The sequence below is a fragment of the Paractinoplanes rhizophilus genome, from assembly GCF_042664765.1.
In the GTDB taxonomy this organism is placed as follows: domain Bacteria; phylum Actinomycetota; class Actinomycetes; order Mycobacteriales; family Micromonosporaceae; genus Actinoplanes; species Actinoplanes rhizophilus.
The window spans coordinates 36,527-57,709 of the sequence record NZ_JBHTBJ010000044.1; the positions used below are offsets into that span (position 1 = coordinate 36,527).

At 71.4% G+C, this 21,183-nt stretch carries 22 protein-coding genes; 12 read left to right on the plus strand and 10 right to left on the minus strand.

Translation table 11 applies throughout. The annotated features are described in order from the left end of the window. Positions 1-217: 217 nt before the first annotated feature. Both ACFQS1_RS34705 and ACFQS1_RS34710 read left to right on the plus strand, forming a co-directional pair. A complete protein-coding gene (locus ACFQS1_RS34705; protein ID WP_378976249.1) occupies positions 218-1,282 on the plus strand; it encodes a serine hydrolase domain-containing protein in 1,065 nt (354 codons plus the stop codon). Between the two features lie 97 nt (positions 1,283-1,379). Next, positions 1,380-1,709 (plus strand): hypothetical protein, encoded by a 330-nt coding sequence (locus ACFQS1_RS34710; protein ID WP_378976250.1) that lies wholly within the window; start codon positions 1,380-1,382, stop codon positions 1,707-1,709. A gap of 117 nt (positions 1,710-1,826) precedes the next feature. On the opposite strand, the gene ACFQS1_RS34715 is transcribed toward ACFQS1_RS34710, so the two are convergent. Next, positions 1,827-2,459: a TetR/AcrR family transcriptional regulator gene (locus ACFQS1_RS34715; protein WP_378976251.1), complete on the minus strand. Its 633-nt coding sequence runs from the start codon at positions 2,457-2,459 to the stop codon at positions 1,827-1,829. A 54-nt stretch (positions 2,460-2,513) separates the two neighbouring features. Here ACFQS1_RS34715 and ACFQS1_RS34720 point away from each other — a divergent pair, with 54 nt between their 5' ends. Then, the gene (locus tag ACFQS1_RS34720) at positions 2,514-4,091 is read left to right on the plus strand and encodes a CocE/NonD family hydrolase (protein WP_378976252.1); all 1,578 of its coding nucleotides are present in this window, start codon (positions 2,514-2,516) and stop codon (positions 4,089-4,091) included. 2 nt (positions 4,092-4,093) lie between these two features. Here ACFQS1_RS34720 and ACFQS1_RS34725 read toward each other — a convergent pair whose 3' ends face one another. Beyond that, positions 4,094-5,290: an FAD-dependent monooxygenase gene (locus ACFQS1_RS34725; RefSeq protein WP_378976253.1), complete on the minus strand. Its 1,197-nt coding sequence runs from the start codon at positions 5,288-5,290 to the stop codon at positions 4,094-4,096. Positions 5,291-5,409: 119 nt separating this feature from the next. Between ACFQS1_RS34725 and ACFQS1_RS34730 the strand changes: the two genes are divergently transcribed. Further along, the gene (locus ACFQS1_RS34730) at positions 5,410-6,288 is read left to right on the plus strand and encodes a TetR/AcrR family transcriptional regulator C-terminal domain-containing protein (RefSeq protein ID WP_378976254.1); all 879 of its coding nucleotides are present in this window, start codon (positions 5,410-5,412) and stop codon (positions 6,286-6,288) included. Here ACFQS1_RS34730 and ACFQS1_RS34735 read toward each other — a convergent pair. Continuing rightward, positions 6,270-7,964: a glycoside hydrolase family 13 protein gene (locus ACFQS1_RS34735; protein ID WP_378976255.1), complete on the minus strand. Its 1,695-nt coding sequence runs from the start codon at positions 7,962-7,964 to the stop codon at positions 6,270-6,272. The genes ACFQS1_RS34730 and ACFQS1_RS34735 overlap by 19 nt on opposite strands. Positions 7,965-8,046: 82 nt before the next feature. Between ACFQS1_RS34735 and ACFQS1_RS34740 the strand changes: the two genes are divergently transcribed. The 4 genes from ACFQS1_RS34740 (at position 8,047) to ACFQS1_RS34755 (ending at position 13,004) form a co-directional block, all read left to right on the plus strand. Next, entirely contained in the window at positions 8,047-9,066 is a 1,020-nt protein-coding gene (locus ACFQS1_RS34740; RefSeq protein WP_378976270.1) for a glycosyltransferase family 4 protein, read from the plus strand. Positions 9,067-9,286: 220 nt separating this feature from the next. Further along, complete coding sequence (locus ACFQS1_RS34745; protein ID WP_378976256.1) at positions 9,287-10,438, plus strand: glycosyltransferase; 1,152 nt, start codon at positions 9,287-9,289, stop codon at positions 10,436-10,438. Beyond that, complete coding sequence (locus ACFQS1_RS34750) at positions 10,435-11,517, plus strand: glycosyltransferase (protein WP_378976257.1); 1,083 nt, start codon at positions 10,435-10,437, stop codon at positions 11,515-11,517. Before ACFQS1_RS34745 ends, ACFQS1_RS34750 begins: the two co-directional genes overlap by 4 nt. A gap of 8 nt (positions 11,518-11,525) precedes the next feature. Beyond that, entirely contained in the window at positions 11,526-13,004 is a 1,479-nt protein-coding gene (locus ACFQS1_RS34755) for a glycoside hydrolase family 130 protein (protein ID WP_378976258.1), read from the plus strand. A 77-nt stretch (positions 13,005-13,081) separates the two neighbouring features. On the opposite strand, the gene ACFQS1_RS34760 is transcribed toward ACFQS1_RS34755, so the two are convergent. From ACFQS1_RS34760 to ACFQS1_RS34775, 4 genes are all read right to left on the minus strand, one after another. After that, positions 13,082-13,234 (minus strand): hypothetical protein, encoded by a 153-nt coding sequence (locus ACFQS1_RS34760; RefSeq protein WP_378976259.1) that lies wholly within the window; start codon positions 13,232-13,234, stop codon positions 13,082-13,084. Between the two features lie 149 nt (positions 13,235-13,383). Further along, positions 13,384-14,265 (minus strand): helix-turn-helix domain-containing protein, encoded by an 882-nt coding sequence (locus ACFQS1_RS34765; RefSeq protein WP_378976260.1) that lies wholly within the window; start codon positions 14,263-14,265, stop codon positions 13,384-13,386. Positions 14,266-14,302: 37 nt separating this feature from the next. After that, a complete protein-coding gene (locus ACFQS1_RS34770) occupies positions 14,303-14,551 on the minus strand; it encodes a hypothetical protein (protein ID WP_378976261.1) in 249 nt (82 codons plus the stop codon). A gap of 233 nt (positions 14,552-14,784) precedes the next feature. Next, the gene (locus tag ACFQS1_RS34775; RefSeq protein WP_378976262.1) at positions 14,785-15,072 is read right to left on the minus strand and encodes a hypothetical protein; all 288 of its coding nucleotides are present in this window, start codon (positions 15,070-15,072) and stop codon (positions 14,785-14,787) included. Positions 15,073-15,152: 80 nt separating this feature from the next. Between ACFQS1_RS34775 and ACFQS1_RS34780 the strand changes: the two genes are divergently transcribed. Then, positions 15,153-15,506, plus strand: coding sequence for a hypothetical protein (locus ACFQS1_RS34780; protein ID WP_378976263.1), 354 nt, complete (start codon positions 15,153-15,155; stop codon positions 15,504-15,506). Between the two features lie 2 nt (positions 15,507-15,508). On the opposite strand, the gene ACFQS1_RS34785 is transcribed toward ACFQS1_RS34780, so the two are convergent. Together ACFQS1_RS34785 and ACFQS1_RS34790 are read right to left on the minus strand one after the other, a co-directional pair. After that, positions 15,509-16,168: a response regulator transcription factor gene (locus tag ACFQS1_RS34785; RefSeq protein WP_378976271.1), complete on the minus strand. Its 660-nt coding sequence runs from the start codon at positions 16,166-16,168 to the stop codon at positions 15,509-15,511. Beyond that, positions 16,156-17,292, minus strand: coding sequence for a sensor histidine kinase (locus tag ACFQS1_RS34790; protein WP_378976264.1), 1,137 nt, complete (start codon positions 17,290-17,292; stop codon positions 16,156-16,158). Before ACFQS1_RS34790 ends, ACFQS1_RS34785 begins: the two co-directional genes overlap by 13 nt. 107 nt (positions 17,293-17,399) lie before the next feature. Between ACFQS1_RS34790 and ACFQS1_RS34795 the strand changes: the two genes are divergently transcribed. Next, positions 17,400-18,062: a YqeB family protein gene (locus ACFQS1_RS34795; RefSeq protein WP_378976265.1), complete on the plus strand. Its 663-nt coding sequence runs from the start codon at positions 17,400-17,402 to the stop codon at positions 18,060-18,062. A 7-nt stretch (positions 18,063-18,069) separates the two neighbouring features. Here the strand turns inward: ACFQS1_RS34795 and ACFQS1_RS34800 are convergent, their stop codons facing one another. Next, complete coding sequence (locus ACFQS1_RS34800) at positions 18,070-18,894, minus strand: methyltransferase domain-containing protein (protein ID WP_378976266.1); 825 nt, start codon at positions 18,892-18,894, stop codon at positions 18,070-18,072. A 150-nt stretch (positions 18,895-19,044) separates the two neighbouring features. On the opposite strand from ACFQS1_RS34800, the gene ACFQS1_RS34805 reads away from it, so the two are divergent. After that, a complete protein-coding gene (locus ACFQS1_RS34805) occupies positions 19,045-20,076 on the plus strand; it encodes a Gfo/Idh/MocA family protein (RefSeq protein WP_378976267.1) in 1,032 nt (343 codons plus the stop codon). Between the two features lie 231 nt (positions 20,077-20,307). Continuing rightward, positions 20,308-20,829, plus strand: coding sequence for an IS110 family transposase (locus ACFQS1_RS34810; RefSeq protein ID WP_378976268.1), 522 nt, complete (start codon positions 20,308-20,310; stop codon positions 20,827-20,829). Positions 20,830-21,183 lie beyond the last annotated feature (354 nt).

A 21,183-nucleotide genomic window follows, 5' to 3' on the forward strand; every position in this document is an offset into this window, starting at 1 on the left:
GGTATCCCAACCATGGAGGGGATCCGACATGCACGTCCGCGTCGGCCGGCTCGGGCGGTGCGCCCGCTTCGGCCGGCGCCGGCCACTCGGGGGCGTGGCGGGCCGGTCTCGCCCGCCTGCACGACGCGATGGCGGCGCGGGTCGCGCGGCGCGAGCTGGCGGGCGCGGTCTACCTCGTGGCACACCGCGGGCGGCTGCACGTCGACACCATCGGACGTTGTCGCTGGGCGGCGGCGAGCCGATGCGGCGCGGCACGCCGTTCCGGATCGCCTCGCTGACCAAGCCGATCATCGCGGCCGCCACCATGATGCTGGTCGAGGACGGCCGCCTGGCCCTGGGCGAGCCGGTCGACCGGCTGCTGCCCGAGCTGGCCGGCCGGCGGGTGCTCACCCGGATAGACGGGCCGCTCGACCGCACCGTCCCGGCGGCGCGGCCGATCACCGTCGAGGACCTGCTGACGTTCCGGATGGGGCACGGCATGATCTTCGAGCCGGCCTTCCAGCCGCCGTACCCGATCATCACCGCGGCCGCCGACCTGCAGCTGGTGCTCGACCAGCCCGACCCGCGCACGCCGCTGCGCCCGGACGAGTGGATGCGGCGGTTCGGCACCCTGCCGCTGATGTGGCAGCCCGGGCAGCGATGGCAGTACAACACCGCCGGCCTGGTGCTCGGGGTGCTGGTCGCCCGGGCCGCGCGCATGCCGCTCGAAGACTTCCTGCGCAAGCGCCTCTTCCGCCCGCTCGGCATGAGCACCACCGGGTTCTCCCTGCGGCCCGCCGACGCCGCGCGGTTGCCCGTCCTCTACGCGGCCGACCCCGCGACCGGCGAGTTGCAGCCGCAGCCGGGCTCGCAGCCCGGCGAGTGGACCCGGCCGCCCGCTTTCCCGTCCGGCGCCGCCGGGCTGGCCTCGACGATCGACGACTACCTGGCCTTCAGCCGGTTCCTGCTGACCGGCGGCGTGCACCACGGCCGGCGCCTGCTGTCGGCCCGGTCCGTCCGGCGGCTGACCACCAACCACCTCACGCCGCGGCAGCTCGCCGAGGCCGGCCAGTTCCCGCTCACCGGGCGCGGCTGGGGATACGGCATGGCCGTCAGCGTCACGCCGGACGAGATCTCGGGGCCCGGCCGCTACGGCTGGGAGGGCGGATACGGCACCGTCTGGTTCACCGACCCGCGGCGTGACCTGATCGGGATCGCGCTGACCCAGACCGTCGACTTCCTCTTCAACGGAGCCGCCGACGAGTTCCAGCGGCTGGCCTCGGCGGCCGCCGGGCCGCGATAGATCTACGACAGTCCGGCCGGGCGTCCCGCGGCGGGGCAGTAGCTGATCTCCAGGTTTGTTACGGTTCGGCGAACGTCGATGAAACGGGGGTTCCACGATGTCCAGATGGGTCAAGAGTGCCCTGGCCGGTTCCGTCCTCGCCGCCACGGCGGCGCTCGTGCCGGCCCTGCCGGCAGCCGCCGCGCCGACCGTTCCCTGCTTCAAGGGTTACATCTGCGTGCAGGAGGCCAAGGGCGTCATCACCGCCGTGCCGGAGGGGCAGTCGTATGCGTTCCCCGCCGGGACGGAAATGGCCGGCATCAGCAACCAGACCGCGATCTCGTACTGCGTCGGCGGCAACCCGAATTTCCAGGTGACCGCCGGCCAAGAGGTCGTCCGCTCGCAGCCGATCACCGGGTTCCAGCCCGGCCGGTTCTGCCTGACCTGACCGCGCGATCCCGGCGGTCACTCGCCCATAGCCGTCCGGGTGCCCGGGTGTCCGGGTGCCCGAGCGGCCGGGCGACACCGGTCCCCGGGCGCGCACGGACGCCGGGACGCGGCCCGGTCATTCCCGGGACGCCTGCTCCACCAGTCCGCTGATGGTCCAGTTCGCGATGCGCTCGAACGACGGCTCCCGCCCCGGCCCGCCCTCCGCCAGCGCCGCCGCCAGGTGCGGGAACTCCCCGGTCGCGAGCGCCGACGTGATCAGCGCGACCTGCTCGTCCGGCGGGGCCGCGCCGGCCAGCTCGCTCGTCACGTACGCGGCGACGAACCCGGTGATCAGGGCGATCAGCTCCATCTTCGTCGGGCCGTCCAGCCCGGTCGGCGCCAGCGCGGCCAGGCCCCGCTCCAGATAGGCCAGCATGTGCGGGCCGGTCAGCCGCCGGTTCGGCAGGGCCGCCGGCAGCCACGGGTGCGCCCGCATGAGCGACCGCTGCGCGCCGGCCAGCGCCAGCAGGTCGGCCCGCCAATCGCCGGTCACCGGCGTCGCCGGCATGGTGGCGCCCACCCTGTCGACCATCAGATCGAGCAGGCGGTCCTTGTCCGGGACGTACGTGTACAGCGACATCGCCCCGGCGCCGATCTCGGTGGCGACCCGGCGGATCGTCACGGCCGCCAGCCCCTCGGTGTCGGCGACCCGGATCGCGGCGTCCACGACCTGGTCCCGGGTGTGCGCCGGTGGGCGTCCGCGCGTCATCGCCTGCCTCCTGGTAGCATTTTCGGTACGCCGTACGATAAAGGAGCGTGCGCCATGCAGAGACTTCCTCTTCTCCTCCGGATGCTCATGCGGCGGCCCCGCAAGGGGCCGTCCGCACGGTACGACGTCCGCTGGGAGCCGGCCCGCCCGGTGCCCGCCGCCGACGGCAGCCCGCTGCTCACCGACCACTACGCTCCGCTCACCGACGAGCCGTGCCCCACCGTGATGGTCCGCGCGCCCTACATACGCTCCGGATTCCCGTTCAACTACCTGTACGGCGCCCTCGTCGCCGAGCAGGGCTTCCACGTGATCCTGCAGAGCAGCCGCGGCACCGGCGGCTCGGGCGGCGAGTTCCACGCCTGGCACAACGAGCCGGGCGACGGTCAGGCCGCCGTCGCGTGGCTGCGCGACCAGCCGTGGTTCAACGGCGATCTGTACACGATGGGCGCGAGCTACATGGCGTACGCGCAATTGGCCCTCGCCCTCGACCCGCCGCCGGAATGGCGCGGCGCGATCATGCAGGTCGGCCTGGCCGACCCCTACCGGTTCTTCTGGCCGGGCGGCGCGTTCGCGCTGGAGCGCGCGCTGGTCGGCGGCATCGGGCTGTTCGGGCAGGCGCATCGCGCCCGCGATTACCTGTGGGCGATCCTGCGCCTGCAACGTCACCTGAAGCGAGTGATCACCCGCGTGCCGTTGCTCGACGTCTATCCGGCGGCTTTCGGGGGTCGCCGGCCGTCGTTCGAGGAGTGGATCGCGCATCCCGAGCCCGGGCACTGGGCCGAGTCCGACCTGCTGCCGGTCGCCGACAAGCTCGCCGTACCGGTCAGCCTCTGCACCGGCTGGTGGGACCTCGCGCCCGGCCAGGTCCTCGAGATCTATGCCCGGTTGCGCGCCGCCGGCCACGACCCCGACCTGTTGATCGGCCCGTGGACCCACACGTCCGCGCCCGACGAGGGCTGGCCCGAGCTGTTCGCGCAGGCGATGCGCCGCCTGCGGGGCGAAACTCCGCCGGACCGGGTGCGGGTCTTCGTCACCGGCGCCGAGCAGTGGCGCGATCTGCCGTCCTGGCCTCCGGCCGGGCAAGAGCAGCGGTGGTTCCTGGGGGACGGCACGCTGCGGCTTTCCGCGGGTCCGGGCGAGACGAGCTTTGCGTACGATCCATCGCACCCGACCCCGTCGATCGGCGGGGCGTTGCAGTCCAAGACGCAGGGCCGGCGCGACAACGCCGCCCTCGAGGCCCGTCCCGACGTGCTCGTCTTCACCGGCGAAGCGCTGCCCGAGGCCGTCGAGGTGATGGGGGCCGTGCGCGCCGAGCTCGACGCGTCGACGACCGCCGCGAGCGGTGACGTGTTCGCCCGTCTGTGCGACGTCGACCCCGCCGGCCGGTCCGTCAACGTGTGCGACGGCCTCACCCGCTTCGCCGCGCCGGGCCGGGTCGTCGTCGACATGGGCCCCGCCGGCCACCGCTTCCGTCCCGGCCACCGCATCCGGTTGCAGGTGAGCGGCGGCGCCCACCCGCGCTTCCTGCGCAACTACGGCACCGGCGAGCCGCCCGGCCAGGCCACCCGGCTGGTACCCACCCGCACCACGGTCCGGCACACCTCGTCGCTGATCCTGCCGGTCGTGCCCTGAAATCAAGGCACCGTTATCGGGCCGGTCGTACCCCCGGCGTATTTCTTGAGCGTGATCGCGTCGGCCTTGCCGAACTGCTTGGCCAGCAGCTGCTTCATGGGCCAGGCGCCCATCATGGTCATCGAGACGGCGCGCATCCGGATCATCAGGCGGCTGTTGGGGGCGAAGGCCTTCATCCCACCCGGCGGGAGCTGGGTGCCCTCGGCGACGTAACCGGCCATCTGCTCCTGGTAGGCCGCGAACGCGTGCTCCGGCGCGCCGGCGGTGGCCAGCTCGCCGGCCAGCACGTACGCGCCGACCAGGCTCATGCTGGTGCCGAGGCCGGCCAGCGGCGAGCCGCAGTAGCCGGCGTCGCCGAGCAGGACCACGCGGCCGCGGTGCCACTTCTCGACGTACACCTGGGTGATCTCGTCGAAGTAGAAGTCCTCCGCCCGCGGCATCGCCTCGAGGAAGCCGGGCACCCGCCAGCCGACCCCCTCGAATTTCGCGGCGATGAGCGCGAGCTGGGCGGCCCGGTCGAGGCGCGCCCAGGGCGCGTCGGTGCGGAAGCCGAGACTCGCCTTGGCCGTCCCGCCACGCTCGGGCCGGATGCCCGCGACCAGGCCCCCGGGCGCGTTGTACATTTCGAACCAATTGTCCAGGTCGCCGGGGTCGGGGACGGTGAAGTACGAACTGCACCCGCCAAGCGGCCGCACGAACTGCTCATGCGGCCCGAAGGCGAGCTCCCGCACCCCCGACCGCACCCCGTCGGCCCCGACCACCACGTCGAAGCGCTCCCGCCGCCCGCTGGCGAACGTCACCTCCCCGTCCGGCGTGAGCGCCGTGACGCGGTCGCCGAAGCGCCACTCGACATCACCCGCGGTGGCGTCGTGCAGGATCCGGGCGAGATCACCGCGGGCGATCTCGATCTCGGCGACGATGCCCTCCCCACCGAAGAGATCGGCCGGCATCGTGGCCATCTTCCGCCCCCGCGCGTCGACCAGCGCCCACCCGCGCTCGTCGACCTGACGCTCGCGGATCGCCTCGCGCAGGCCCATCCACTCGACCACGTCCCGGGCGACCCCGCGAATGTCGACCGCGTGCCCGCCCGGCCGCGGCGCCGCCGACCGCTCGACGACGGTGACCTCGGCGCCGGCCCGGTGCAACCAGAACGCCAGCGCCGGCCCGGCGATCCCGCCGCCGGAGATGAGAACCCGCATGCCCCTGCTCCTCCGTGAGTGCGTACCATGTATCAGGTGTACTAGCGAGGGTAGGAGCGTCGGTTGCGGCAGCGCAAACCGCACTAGTACGCTCGCCCTGCGAACCGGGAGGTGTACTAGTGCATCCGTATCGGCGGATCGTGGCGGACGTGCGCCGGCGCATCGAGTCCGGCGAGCTCGGCCCGGGCGACCGGGTGCCCTCGGCCCGGCAGATCACCCAGGAGTGGGGCGTCGCGATCGCCACCGCCACCAAGGCGCACGCGGCCCTGCGCGAGGAGGGGCTGACCGTGTCCCGCCCGGGCGTCGGCACCGTGGTGGCCGGGCCGGCGCCGCGCCGCGACCACGAGCTGACCATCGAGCGGATAGTGGCCGCCGCCGTCGAGATCGCCGACGCCGAGGGGATGGGTGAGCTGTCGATGCGGCGCATCGCGAGCCGGCTCGGCGTCTCGACGATGGCGCTCTACCGGCACGTCCCGAGTAGGGACGAGCTGACCCTCGCCATGATCGACGCGGCCCTCGGCGAGGTGCGGTTGCCGCCACGGCCGCCGGCCGGCTGGCGGGCCGGGCTGGAGCTGGTGGCCCGGCTGGAGTGGCGGATGTTCCAGCGGCACCCGTGGCTGGCGCCGTCGATGTCGCTGACCCGGCCGCAGCTGGCGCCCAACGCGCTGGGCCTCACCGAGTGGGTGCTGGCCATCTTCGACGGCACCCGGCTGTCGCTGCCCGACCGGATGTACGTCCAGATCCTGCTGTTCAGCTTCGTTCGCGGGCTGGCGAGCGCGCTGGAACCGGAGGCGGAGGCGATCCGCGACAGCGGGCTGACCGACGAGCAGTGGATGGACACGCAGGTCGGCACGATGACCGCGATGATGACCTCCGCGAGCCTGCCGCACCTGCGCGACCTGACGACCCAGCCGTTCGACTTCGACCTCGGCCAGTTGTTCGAGTTCGGGCTGGCTCGGCTGCTCGACGGCCTGGTGCCCTATATCGAACGGCGGTAGACGACGGCCTGCCAGGGCGCGAGCGTCAGGCCGGGCGGCGCGGCGACGTTGGTGAGCAGCAGCTCGGCCTCCTCCCACGCGATCGCGTCCTCGATCTCGGCGCGCACGGTCTCGCCGGTGAAGTTGCCGACGACCAGAAGCTCGGTGTGGCCGAGCCGGCGGGTGAAGGCGTAGAGCCGCTCGTCGTGCGGCAGCAGCATGGTGAAGTCGCCGTCGACCACCGCGGGCTCGTCGTGCCGCAGCCGGATCAGCTTGCGGTAGTGGTGGAACACCGAGTCCGGGTCGGCCCGCTCGGCCTCGGCGTTGATCTCCGGGTAGTTCGGGTTGACCGCGAGCCACGGCGTGCCGCTGGTGAACCCGGCGTGCGGCGAGCCGTCCCACTGCATCGGCGTGCGCGCGTTGTCGCGGCCACGGGCCCGCAGCACGGTCAGCACGTCCTCGGGCGCGCGCCCCTCCTGCTCCACCGCCTGGTGGTACTGCCCGAGCGCCTCGATGTCGCGGAAGTCGGCGATCGTGCGGAACGGGTAGTTGGTCATGCCCAGCTCCTCGCCCTGGTAGATGTAGGGCGTGCCGCGGTGCAGGTGCAGCACCGTGCCGAGCATCTTCGCCGCCGTCGCCCGGTGCTCCGGCGAGTCGTCGCCGTACCGGGAGACCGCGCGCGGCTGGTCGTGGTTGTTCCAGTAGAGGCTGTTCCAGCCGATCTGGCCGAGCCCGGCCTGCCAGCGGCCGAAGATCCCCTTGAGCGTGGTCAGCTGCAGCGGGACCAGCGTCCACGGGTCGCCGCCGCGGTCGGCCCACACGTGGTCGAACTGGAAGACCATGTCGACCTCGTGCCGGTCCTGGTCGGTGAACTTGACGGCCTCGGCCACGGTGACCCCGGGCATCTCACCGACGGTGAGCATGCCCGGCCGTCCGGCGAAGACCTGGTCGTGCATCTCGCGCAGGAATTCATGGTTGCGCGGGCCATTGATGTACGACGCGGAGCCGTCCCCGTAGGCGGCGCCGGCGGTCAGGCGGCCGTCGGTGAGCGGCAGCACCTTGGAGATCATGTTGATGACGTCCATCCGGAAGCCGTCGACCCCGCGGTCCAGCCACCAGCGCATCATCGCGTACACGGCCTGGCGGACCTCCGGGTTCTCCCAGTTGAGGTCGGGCTGCTTCGGCGAGAACAGGTGCAGGTAGTACTCGCCGGTCTTCTCGTCGTACTCCCAGGCCGGGCCGCCGAACGCCGAGCCCCAGTTGGTCGGCTCCGCGCCGGGCGTGCCCGGCTCCAGGCCCTCGCGGGCGGGCCGCCACCAGTACCAGTCGCGCTTGGGGTTGTCGCGGCTCGACCGGCTCTCCAGGAACCACGGGTGCTCGTCGGAGCTGTGGTTCACCACCAAGTCCATGATCAGCTTCATGCCGCGGGCGTGCGCGCCGGCGAGCAGCTCGTCGAAGGTGTCCAGATCGCCGAAGAGCGGGTCGATCTGCTGGTAGTCGCTGATGTCGTAGCCGTTGTCGTCCTGCGGCGACTTGTAGATCGGCGACAGCCAGAGCACGTCGACGCCGAGCTTTGCCAGGTGGTCGAGGTGGTCGATGACCCCGCGCAGGTCACCCATGCCGTCGCCGTCGGCGTCGGCGAAGCTGCGGGGGTAGATCTGGTAAACGACCGCGCTTTTCCACCAGAGATCCGTCATGTGTCTTCTCTAACACGAGAACGCGGGCCGAAACGCCTGGGCATACTAACCAGGTGGTAACCGCCGGAAAGTGGCTTTTGTCGTGAAGGTGGCGCTGCTGGGGCCGATCGCCTGGCGCACGCCGCCGCTGCACTACGGCCCGTGGGAACTGATCACCAGCCTGCTCGCCGAGGGACTGGCCGAGCGCGGCGTCGACGTCACGCTGTTCGCGACGCTCGACTCGGTCACCAAGGCGGCCCTCGACGGGGTCATCCCGGCCGGGTACGAGGAGAGCGACGAGCTCGACGGCCGGGTCTGGGAGGCCCTGCACGTCAGCCACGCGCTGTCCCGGTCCGCCGAGTTCGATCTCGTGCACAACCATCTGGACTGGTTGCCGCTGGCCTTCTCGCAACACTGCCGGGCGCCGCTGCTCACCACCATCCACGGCTTCTCGGGGCAGAACATCCTGCCGGCGTACGCGCGAGCCGGCTCGCACTACGTCTCGATCTCCGACAGCGACCGCTCCCCCCGGTTGTCGTACGCCGGCACCGTGCATCACGGGATCGACCTCTCGGCGCTGCCGATAGCGCACTCCCCCTCGGACGACCTGGTGTGCTTCGGCCGGATCCATCCGGACAAAGGCACCGATCTGGCCATCGAGATCGCGGCCCGGGCCGGCCGGCGGCTCATCCTGTGCGGGATCGTCCAGGATCGCGCCTTCCACGAGTCCCGGGTCGCGCCGCACATCGACGGCGACCGGGTCGTCTACCTCGGATCGGTCGGGCCGGCCGATCGCGGGCGCATCCTCGGCGGCGCGGCGGCATTGCTGCACCCGATCCGGTTCGCGGAACCGTTCGGCCTTTCCGTGGTGGAGTCGATGGCGTGCGGGACGCCGGTCGTCGCGTACCGGAAAGGCTCGATGCCGGAAGTGGTCGACGAGGGCGTTACCGGGCGCCTGGTGACCGATGTCGCCGGGGCGGTCGCCGCGGTGGCGGGCATCGCGGGAATAGACCGGGGAGAGTGCGCGCGGCGCGCCCGGGAACGGTTCTCCGCCGACCGCATGGTCGACGACTACCTGGCAATTTACCGCAAAATCGTCAGCCCAATAGGCGAATCTTGTTAACGTCACAATGAGTGCTATTCACGACCCGCGGTGAGTTGCGGCAACGGTGCGCTTAACGTTCGGATCACCATCGGCGTGAATAACCCTCACTTGAATTCCGGCGCTCGTCCGGGCAATTCCCGGAGCGTCGCAATGGCGTTTGCGCGCGGGCCGGGCTTCGTCCTCCGCGCGCGCAGAGTCGTGCTGCGGGGAGGCAGCCGCGAACCGAGAAAGGCCTGTCATGCCCGCCACTTACGGCTTTCTGAGCACATATCCGCCCACCCAGTGCGGTTTGGCCACATTCACCGCCGCACTCGCCGCCCAGCTCGACCCGGCCGGCGGCGCCGGCGTCGTCCGGCTCCTGGCCGGCGACAACGTGAGCGGCGGCATCGACCTCGACCGGGACGCGCCGCGGGTGGTGCACACCTGGCACACCGACAACCCGGGCGGCTGGGCCGCGGCCGCCAACGCGCTCAACCGCTTCGACGTGGCGATCATCCAGCACGAGTACGGGATCTACCACGGTGACGCCGGCGCCGAGGTGCTGCCGCTGCTGCGCGCCCTCAAGATCCCCTCGATCGTGGTGCTGCACACCGTGCTCAGCCACCCCGACCCGCTCCAGCGGCAGGTCCTCGAGCGCATCGGGGCGACCGCCGACGCGCTGGTCACCATGACCGACACCGCGCGGCAGCGGCTCACCGCGGGGTACGCCGTCGACCCGCGCAAGATCTCGGTGATCCCGCACGGGACCGCGAGCCACGAGAGCGCGCCCCGCGAGGACCACGACCGGCCGCATCTGCTGACCTGGGGGCTGCTCGGGCCGGGCAAGGGCATCGAGTGGGCGCTGCGGTCGCTGGCGCTGTTGCGGGACCTGTCGCCGGCGCCGGTCTACACGGTGGCCGGGCGCACCCACCCGAAGGTGCTGGAACAGTTCGGCGACGCGTACCGGGACTCGCTGAAAGCCCTCGCCGGCGCGCTCGGGGTGACCGACGAGGTGATTTGGCGCGACGAGTACCTGGACCAGGCCGGCCTGTCCCGGCTGATCCGCTCGGCCGACGCGGTGGTGCTGCCCTACGACTCCACCGAGCAGGTCACCTCGGGGGTGCTGATCGAGGCGGTCGGCGCCGGGGTGCCGGTGGTGGCGACCGAGTTCCCGCACGCAGTCGAGCTGCTCGCCGACGGGCCCGGGTTGCTGGTGCCGCACCAGGATCCGGCGGCGATGGCCGCGGCGATCCGGCATCTGATCGCCGCGCCCTGGCCGGCCGGCCGGCTGACCGGGATCGCCGGCGGGCCCACGCTGCGATGGCCGGCGGTGGCCGCCCGGTATCAGGCGCTGGCCGGCCGCCTGCTGTCGCCGGCGGCGGCCCCCGTCGCGGCATCCGTGCCGGCGTGAGTGCCGGCTTGCGGCTCGTTCCGCCGCCCCTTCGCCTCGCCGACATCCCACCGCCCAGCTTCAGCCACATCGCCCGGCTCTCCGACGACACCGGGCTGCTCGAGCACGCGCGCCACGCGACCGTGCGGCGCGAGCACGGCTACTGCGTCGACGACGTCGGCCGCGGCCTGCTGGTCGCCGCGCGCGAGCCCCGCCCGGCGCCGCAGGTGGTCACGCTGGCCGAGCGCTACCTGGCCTTCCTGACCCACGCGCAGGATCCGTCCGGCGCGTTCCGCAACCGGATGGGCTACGACCGGCGGTGGACCGACGAGCCCGGGCTGGGCGACTGGTGGGGGCGCGCGCTCTGGGGACTGGGCACGGCCGCGGCGCGATCCACGGCGCCGTGGATCGCGCGCGAGGCCCGGCTGGCCTTCCGGGTGGGTGCGCGGCAACGCTCGCCGTGGCCACGGGCGATGGCGTACGCCGGATTGGGCGCCGCCGAGGTCTTGCGCGCCGACCCGCGCGACCGGGACGCGGCGGCGCTGCTGAGCGACGCCGCGGCGGCGGTCGGGCCGCCCGGGCCCGACCCGTCCTGGGTCTGGCCGGAGCCGCTGCTGACCTACGCCAACCCGACGATGGCCGAGGTGGTGATCGCGGCCGGCGACCTGCTCGGCGACGAGCCGCTGCTGCGGACCGGCCTGCGGATGCTCGCCTGGCTGTGCCGCGAGCAGGACAACGGCGGCCATCTCTCCACCGTCCCGGTCGGCGGGTGGCGCCACGGCGAGCCGAAGCACCGCTTCGACCAGCAGCCGATCGAGGCCGCCGCTACCGCCGACGCGTGCGCCACCGCCGCCGCGATCACCGGCGACGACCGATGGGATGAACCGCTGTTTCGCTCGATCGCCTGGTTCCTGGGTGACAACGACACGCAGACCGTCATGTACGACCCCCTGAGCGGCGGATGTTATGACGGATTGACGGCAGATGGTCCTAATGTGAACCAAGGAGCCGAATCCACCCTCGCGCTCGTGTCGACCCTGCAGCATGCCCGCACGCTGGCGACCCGGAGCGCGACCCGACCGTCAGGCGGCCTAGCGTGACCGCAACCATGAAAAAGAAGACCTTGGTGACCCGGCACGACATCGTCATGCGGCCGGACGACCGGCGCGTGGTGATCAAGCTGTTCGTGCCCGGCGAGGACGTCCAGATGGTGCAGAACCGGGCCTCCGGCCTGATCGAGCGCATCCTCCAGCTCGACGAGACCGAGACCGCCCGGCTGCTCGACGACGTGCTGAGCAACTTCGCCGGCCGGCATCACGACCTGCTGTCGACGTTCCAGCACCACTACGAGCTGGTGCAGCACCGCGTGCCGCCGGAGATCGAGCTGGCCCCGACGGCCCGCACGCTGATCGGCGCGTACTTCAGCCACGAGTTCTCGGTCGAGGCGGCGGCGCTGTGCAACCCGTCGATGGTGCCGCACCCCGACCAGGCCGGCCTCGAGCCCGGCGAGCTGCGGGTCGCGATCAGCCTGCGCCAGATCGGCGAGGGCCACATCTCGTCGGTCGGCTTCTGCTCGGCGATCCTCGGCGCCGGCGACACCATCCGGCTCGAGGAGCGCGGCGGCCCCCTCATGATCGGCCACCGGGTCGGCGCGATGCACATGCGCTTCCAGCTCTCGGCCGCGCTGATCGACGGGGAGATCGACAACGAGGCCTCGGCGTACGTGGTGTCCGCGCTGCCCGAGCGCTACACCGACGAGGAGTTCGAGGATGTGATGACCCACATCCCGGCCGAGCTGCACACCCGCCCGATGACCCAGGAGACGCTCGACCGGATCCGGCACATCGTCGCCGAGGACTACGCGGTCACCTTCCCCTGCGCCGTACCCCTGCACCAGCGGGTCATGTGGCCCGCCACCCGCGCCGAGAGCAACGGCATGGAGGACGCCCGCTTCGTCCAGGTCGTCGACCCCGACGGCCGGCTCGCCTACCAGGCCACCTACACGGCCTACGACGGCCGCCGCATCTCCGGGCGGGTCATCTTCTCCCGCGACCTGCGTCATTTCGAGGTCACCCAGCTGCACGGCCCGGCGGCCCGCAACAAGGGCATGGCGCTGTTCCCGCGCTACGTGGGCGGCCGCAAGCTGGCCCTGTGCCGCGCCGACGGCGAGACACTCGGCCTCAGTATCCGCGACGACCAGCACCGCTGGCAGCAGGCCGTGCCGCTGCTGGTCCCGCACCGCGGGTGGGACCTGGTCCAGGTGGGCAACTGCGGCTCCCCGGTGGAGACGCCGGAGGGCTGGCTGGTGCTCACCCACGGCGTGGGGCCGATGCGCCGCTACGCGATCGGCGCCATGCTGCTGGACCTGGAGAACCCGGAGCGGGTGATCGCCGACCTCCCCGGGGGCCTGATCCAGCCCGACGACGTGGAACGCGAGGGCTACGTCCCGAACGTGCTCTACTCCTGCGGCGGCCTCATCCACGACGGCCGCTTCTGGCTTCCGTACGGCGCCAGCGACGTGCGGGTGGGTTTCGCCAGCATCGCCCTCGACCAACTGATAAGCCGCATGGTCCCGACGGGCCACTGACATCGCATCGCCCGCCGCCCCCTCGACCCGGCGGCGGGCGGGCCGCCGGGAGCGCTGTGCCCGGTGACGACGCTGTCTCAGGCCTGGTTACGGATCTTGTCGGCTGCGGCGAGCAAGATCTCGGTCGGGATCTCGACGAGGTGCTCGCCGACGGGCACCTCGACACCGGCGTTGTCGCCGTTCACGACGTAGCCCTGCACCACGACCGTCGCACGATCGGTGCCGTACACGGTGGGACACGAGCCGCCGCCGCACTGGCCGGCCAGAACACGGAGAGGCGACTCAGCTGTGGCCGCACGCTCCTCCCTTGTGGCGACGGGATCCTTTTGGGTCGTCATGACACTCACGGTACGGAAGGAAACCAGATCGTTACAAACAGTCAAGCGACACTATGGGAGAGCCTCCGGAGGTACCGCTTCTCGTAGTCGTCAAGGATCGAGTCGATGTCACTGGTCGCGATCCCGTCAAGGCCTTCGAAAACGCGCCGGTAGTGGCCGACCATGCGGCGCCCGCGCGACAGCAGCCCGGTGTTGAAGAGATCGACGATCAAGCTCTTGTCATCCATGAGAACAAAGCCGTGGAATGGCGGGATCGGCCACTCGGCGTCCTGCGGGATGATCCGGAAGCTGACGTTCGGATACGCGGCAACCTCCCGCAACCGCGCGATCTGGGCGATCATGTCGACCGGCCGGCACACCTGGTGACCCAGCACATCCTCGGCGATCAAGAAATGGAACGTCCGATCCGGTTCGTCGAGCGCAAGGGCTCGCTGCATGCGCACCGCGACCGCCTCCGAGACGGCGAGCGCCGAATCGGCGATCTGATCGTCGGCGAGCTCGATTCGCAGGGCCGTCAGCACGGCGCGGGCGTACTCGCTCGTCTGCAGCAGACCGGGAACCACGGCGGCCTGGAAGATGCGTGTGTCGCGGGCGGCGTTCTCGAGTCTTCGCACGAAATGCTGCCGATCGGCGAGTCCTGGTTGAGTCGACTGCCAATCGATCAGAGCCTCGCTCGGCCGATCGACCAGCCCGACGAGACGCTCGACCTCCTCCGCGGGTAACGCGAGGGCTTCGGCGACGCGGCGGACCACCTGCGGGTCCGGATTGGAGATGTTGTTCTCCAACCTGGAGATCGTCGCCTGGCTCATGCCGACCCGCTCCCCGAGCGCCTGGCCCGAGATCTGCTTGGCCCGGCGCCAGCGAGCCAGCGCGGTGCCGACAGGCTCGTCGAAGCCGCCGGCGAGGTGAGGCGAGTCGGTCACGTGACTCGCCCCCTCTCGGCATTCGTCGTTGCGGTGCTCAGCCGGCCGCCTTCACCGCCTGGGCAAGCAGGTCGGCCGGAATCTCCACCAGTTGCTCGCCGGCCGGCAGATCCAACCCGGCAGTTTCGGCGGTCACGGTATAACCCTGGATCACGTAGGTGTCGCGCTCGGTGCGGTAGATGGTGGGGCAGCTCGTCCCGCCACAGAGCTTGGTGAGGAGGGTGAGCTGCGGCCCCGTGCCGGCCGATTCGGCAGGCTGAACGACCGTTAAAGGTTGATTTGTCACAGACGGACGATACAGCAATTATGCGCCCGGCGTGCATGAGGCTATACAACCATACTCCGAGGCCGGTGACACCCACGGGAGGCATGAGGGCGGAGGGATTCCGGTATTCACACATGCGCATGACTCTTGCGATCACGTGGATAGCCATGGATATTCATAGACAAGGGTCACGGACAGGTAGCACAAAGGCCGGCATCGCTTCGCAGCGTGTTGCCTTCCAAGAGACGACGCGGTCAGGCCCCGACGGTGCTATGCGGCCTGAACCGGAGGTTGACCATGCTGTCTTCCCTCTCCACACTCTCGGCGGGCAACGACCTCCGCGACGCTGTACGTATTGCCCGCCGGTCGTCTATCTGCTGGTCGCCGCCGTCTGCCTGGTCGTGGCTCTGCGTCTGCTCCGCTACCTCCGCCGGGCATTCATGCCGCTGAACGCGGTCCTCCAGATGGTGATGGCGACGCTCGTTCTCACCGTCGCGGTCGGGGTGGCGCTCGTACTGGTGGCCGCCGCCGGGGGTCAGCACACTTTGAGCGGCTCCGCACCGCCGTCCGGTCCCTGCCGGGCGGGTCCCCTCGCCCTCGTCTCTGGCGACAGGAGAAGCCGATGACCAGTACCGCACTGGCCGGGATCATCGCTGCGTTGGTCTTGCTGCTCATCCTCAGCGAGATCGTGGCAGCCGTGCTTCCGCTCATCCTCGTCCTGACGTTCGTGCCGGCGCCGGAGCGTGAGTCGCTGGCGCGGGTGCTCGCCGCGCTCGACTCGTCGCGGAGGCTGCGGCTGTGGACGTCGCTGCGGTTCGCCGTCGCCGTGCGGCGTCAGGAGCGCGAGGTGGTGCGGGCGGCCCGCAATCCCAAGCACAACCCGTACGCCCAGTTGAACGAGCATTTCGCCGGCATCCCCGCGGACGCGCCGGTCAATGAGCCGTACCCGTGTCCGGAGTTGGAGAAGCCGCGGTGAGGTCAGCGCGACTCGTGCACCAGGATCGCCACCTGGACCCGGTTGGTCAGGCCGAGCTTGGTGAAGATCCTGGTCACGTACGCCTTGACGGTGGCCGTGCTCATCCGCAGCTCGACGCCGATCTCCTGGTTGGTTCGCCCGTCCGCGATCAGGCGGGCCACCTCGGTCTCGCCCGGGCTGAGCCGGCGCAGCCGTTCCAAGGCACGGTCGCGCCCCTGACTGCGGCCGTGTTCGCCGGCGAGTCCCATCACCTTTCGCAGCACCGACGGCGTGAAGATCGGCTCGCCCTCGGCGGCCCGGCGGATAGCCTGCGCGATGTCGCCCGGCGGCTCGTGCTTGAGCAGGAACCCGCTGGCGCCCACCTGCATGGCCCGCCGCACGTGCTCGTCGGTATCGAAGGTCGTCAGCACGACTACCTCCGGCGGATCCCGGCGCCTCCGCAGGTCGGCCGTCGCGGTGAGGCCGTCCAGCCCGGGCATCCGGATGTCCATCAGCACCACCTGCGGCCGGTACGTGTTCACCGCCGCCGCCACCTCGGTTCCGTCCGAGATCGCGGCGATCACCTGGATCTCGTCGAACGCGGCCAGCATCATCGACAGCCCGGACCGCACCAGCGGGTCGTCGTCGACGATGAGCACCCGCACCGGCGTCACGTCTGCCATGGCAGCCACGCCCGCAGGTTGAACTGGCCGGACGGCGTCGGGCCGTGCTCCAGCCGGCCGCCGGCCAGCTGGACCCGCTCGCGCAAGCCGATCAGGCCCGCGCCGGCCCCGGGGATCGGCTCCACGTGCCGTCCGTCCCAGGCGAGGTCGTTGTCGATCCGCAGGTCCAGCCCGCGGGGCGAGACGACGTCGACGTTGACCCGCACCGGGGCGCCGGGGGCGTGTTTGAGCGCGTTCGTGAGCCCCTCCTGGATGATCCGGTACGCGTGCCGCCCGGTCTGCGGGGGAACGTCGTCCTCCCGTTCGGCGGGAGTCATCGCGAAGCTGATGTCGGCGCCGGCCAGGCGGGACTGCTCGACCAGGGCCGGCACGTCGTCGAGGGTCGGCTGGGGGCGGTCCTCGGCCGGCGCGCGCAGCATGCCCAGCAGCATCCGCAAGTCTTCCAGGGCGTCATGGGCCGATTTCCGGATCACGCCGGCCGCCTGCCGCTCGTCGGCCGGGGCGTCGCGCCGTACCTCCAGCGCGCCCGCGTGCAGCGCGAGCAGCGAGACCCGATGGGCGAGAACGTCGTGCATCTCGCGGGCGATGCGCTCGCGCTCGGCCAGCCGGGCCTGCTCGATCCGCAGCCGCTGGCCCTCCTCGGCCTGGCGGGCGCGCTCGGCCCAGGAGGCGACCAGCTGGCGGTGGGCCCGGATCACCATGGCCACCGCGACGAGGCTGACGTGCAGCAGCACCACGAACGCGACGGACTCGTAATACTGCCGGGTCAGGCCGAGCACCAGGCCGTACACCGTCGCCACGCAGATGGCGTGCAGGCTCGCGAGGGCGATCGTGACGCGGGCCGGGCGGTGCAGCGCCACCGAGAACAGCGCGATCGGCGTGGCGCCCATCGGCATGCCGAGCAGGATGCCGAACGGGATGAGCGCGAGCGTGAGCCCCACCGGGTGGCTGCGCCGGAAGAGCAGGAGCCCGGCGAAGGAGAACGCGCCGCCGATCGCCTCGAGCGGCAACGGGGCGCCATCGCCCTCGCCGACCGACTGCCAAACGAAAAACAGGCCGAGCAGCGTCGCGAGGACCGCGAGAGAGCCCTCCAGCAGCCAAGTGCGCGCGCTCCGCCGTGCCATGCCTCGAAGCTACCGGCGCGGGCCCGCGGCGGGCAGCCGACTTTAGTCGATCGGATATCGCCCTCGGTCGGTATCGGGCCGGCGCCGCCGTCGCGAAGACTCGGACCGTGCTCCAGCAGACGACGAACGTGCCGACACCGTGGTGGGCCAGGGTGCTGGTGTGGCTGTGCCTCCCGGCGCTCGGCGCCGCGCTCCTCTACCTGGTGATCAGGGTGGCCGGGTGGCTGCCGTTGCCCGGCCCGTTCAGCCTGGCTCGGGAGCTGCCCGAGCCGGCCGCCACGATCGCGGCGACGGCGCTGGGCGCGCTGCTGGGGCTCATCCTGGCCGGCCTGGTCGACCGCGAGTCGCTGACCGTGCGGATCACCCTGGCCGAGGTGGTGCTGTCCCGCCCCGGCGCCACCGTCGCGGTGCCGCGCGCCGACGTGACCGTCGCCTTTCCCGACCGCGACCAGCTGGTGCTGCTCGGCCGCACCGGCCGCGAGCTGGCGCGCGAGCCGTGCCATCTCTCCGCCCACCGCCTGCGGGCCGCGTTCGCGGCGAACGGCATAGCCTGGGCGGACCAGGACCCCTACCTGTCGTCCTACCGCCGGTGGGTGCCCGGCCTGCCCGAGCTCCCGGCCGCGGCGCACGCGCTGTTCGCCGCCCGGCAGAAGGCCCTCGACGCCGGCGACGACGCCGACAAGCGGGAGCTGCGATCCGAGCTGGGTCGTCTCGGCTACGTCGTCCGCGACGACCGGAAACGGCAGCACTGGCGGCCCGCCGACGGTTAAAACATGCTCAGACGACCGTGCCGGTGACCACCCAGATCGTCAGGATGGCCAGGAAATCGCCGCGGTGGCCGGCGGCGTCGACGTAGGAGAACCATTCATCGCGTACGCCCGGCGGGGTCATCCACGCCTCCTGCGGCACCATCGGGTTGACCATCGGCAGCACCACCGCGGCCGAGGCCGGGTCGCCGAAGACACAGGTCACCGGCGTCGCGGTCACCTCGGCGAGCCGCGCGCCGACCAGCCGGCGACGCAGCGTGCGGCCCATGTCGGCCTGGTGCGGGGTGAGCCGGCCGTGCATGGTGGCCACCACTGTCCGGGCGAGCCGGGCCGGCACGCCGTCGAAGGCGAGCGAGCCCCAGTCGGTGTCGATCAGGCAGATCCGGCCGCCCGGGCGCGTCACCCGGATCAGCTCGCCGATCACCACGTCGGCGTCGTCGACGTGCTGGAGCACCCGCTCGCACCAGACGCCGTCGACGCTGTCGGCCGGCAGGGTCGTCGCCGCGACGTCGCCGGTCAGGTATCGGACATTGCTGCCGTCGTGCCGCTGCCGGGCGGCCGTGATGGTCGCGGCCGAGGAGTCCAGGGCGATGACCTCGCCCGCCGGCCCCACCTTCGCCGCGAGCCAGCGCGCCACGTCGCCGGCGCCGGAGCCCGCGTCCAGCAGCCGGGCGCCCGGCTCGGGCCGCAGCGCCTGCAAGGCGGTGTCGCGCACCCGCCTGATCTCGGGGTGATGGCCCATCGCCTCGAGCGCCGCGAGCAGCATGGCGGTCATCTCACTGGGCAGACCGTCGAGGTCGGCGAAGGGGGTGCGTTCCATCTGCACGGGCTTCATGCGGCAAATGTTGACGCACCGGCGACGCTTTCCGCTGGCAGCGGTCACGCATCCGACAGGAAGGATCACCGGGCGCTCTCGTATCCGTGCAGATGCGCGTCCGGGCACCCTTGATCGGCGGACGGCAAACCGTTGTGGCAGGCTCTTCGCATGACTGACGCGGTCAAGTTCGGGCTTGTCGGCTACGGCTCCGGCGGGCGCATCTTCCACGCTCCCCTGCTGGCCTCGGCGGAGAACGTCGAGTTCGTCGGCGTGGTCACCCGGTCGCCCGAGCGCCGCGCCGAGCTGGCCGCCCAGCACCCCACCGCGACCGCGTTCGACTCGATCGCCGATCTCAAGAAGGCCGGCGCCGAGGCGGTCAGCATCTCCACGCCCGCCGCCACCCACGCCGAGCTGGCCCGCGAGGCGATCGCCGCCGGCCTGCACGTGGTGGTCGACAAGCCGTTCACCCTCGACGCGCCGAGCGCGCAGGAGGTGGTCGATGCGGCGCGCGCCCAGGGCGTGCTGCTCAGCGCCTACCAGAACCGCCGCTGGGATTCCGACCTGCTGACGCTTCGCAAGCTGATCGCCGAGAACGCGCTCGGCACGATCCGCCGCTTCGAGTCGCGCTTCGAGCGCTGGGATCCGCAGCGCAAGGTCCCGGCGGCCGGCGGCGGCACCCTGCTCGACTTCGGCTCGCACCTGGTCGACCAGGCGCACCTGCTGCACGGCCCGGCCGTACGCGTCTTCGCCGAGATCCGCGGCAACGGCGACCTCGACGACGACTTCTTCATGGCCCTGCACCACGTCAGCGGCGTCGAGTCGCACCTGTGGGGCAGCTGGCGCCAGGCCGCCCCGGGCCCGCGTTTCCGGGTGAGCGGCTCCACCGGCTCCTACGTGGTGAACGGCGTCGACGGCATGGACCACCAGGAGGCCCTGCTGAAGTCCGGGAAGTCGCCCGCGGCGCTGGGCGACCGGTGGGGCGTGGAGCCCGAGCACGGCTGGGGCCGGCTGCACCGCGGCGCGACCAGTGCGCCGGTGCCGACCGAGCGGGGCCGCTGGGACTCGTACTATCCGGCGTTCGCCGCCGCCGTACGCGGTGACGGTCCGCTGCCGGTCGACCCGGCCGACGTCCTGCGTAACATGGCCGTCCTGGACGCCGCGCGGGAAAGCGCCCGCACCGGAACAACGATCAGGCTCTGAACAGGCGAGGGATCTGACCACGAACGGCCCCGGTCCAGAACTGCTTCACGTAATCAAAGGCGGCCCGGCCGAAGCCGGGCCGCGCGCACATGCTCAAGGCCTACGGCCCCGCGCGCACGCCCACCATCACCGAACCAGCAATCCAGGGGTCAGCCAACGGGGCTGGAGCTGCGGGGTTACCTTGCCGACCGCCTCCGATGCCCCCTTTCGAGGGACGACGATCCGCTGACCTTGGCGGCAAAGATCGCGAAGGCCGGGGAGCATCCGGACGTGGTCCTGGAGGCCACCTACAGCTGGTACTGGGCCGTCGACGTGCTCCAGGATGCCGGCGCGCAGGTCCATCTCGCGCACACGCTCGGGGTGAACGGATTCGCCTACCGGCGGGTCAAGAACGACCAGCACGACGCCGCGGATTCGGCCGATCTGCTGCGGATGAACCGGCTCCCGGAAGCATACGTGGCGCCGCCTGCGGTGCGGGAACTGCGCGAGCGGCTGGTCTCCTCCCGGGCCCGGATCGCCGACGCCGGGGGCCGGAACATCGCCACCGTCGCGGTCACCCGCAGCTGCTCACCCTGGTCTACTACGGCCTGCGCGACGGGCGCATCCGTGCCCTCGCCCAAGCCCAGGCCGCGGCGTGAGCAGGCTCCACGTGACCGGATGCGAGATCGACTGCGGTCTGACCCCCACCCGCGGATGACGTGGTCGCCGTTCCTGATTGATCCACCCGGTCACGGCCTTAGATCACCATGCTGACACGCGGATGGATGACCGGCAGCCGAGCCCACGGCCTGCCTTCCGGCACAGACCCGGAACACGGTGAACACGGCCACCCCCACAACCAGCGGCCCCCTTCGGGGCCCTCACCCGGCCTCGGGTTGATCGCCGACCCGCGGCCGTACCCCTATACAGCCATCACCACGCCCAGCAACCAGCCCCCTCCTTCATGGATGATCGCAGCAGCAGCTTCACCTAACGAGAAGTGATCCGCCCCGGAAATTCCGGACATACCGCTAGTGGTCTGAATTAGGCCGCCCGCTGCCCGTTCAGGTACTCGCTGTAGACCTCGTTAGGAGTCTTGTAGCCGAGACCCGAGTGGAGACGTTGGGA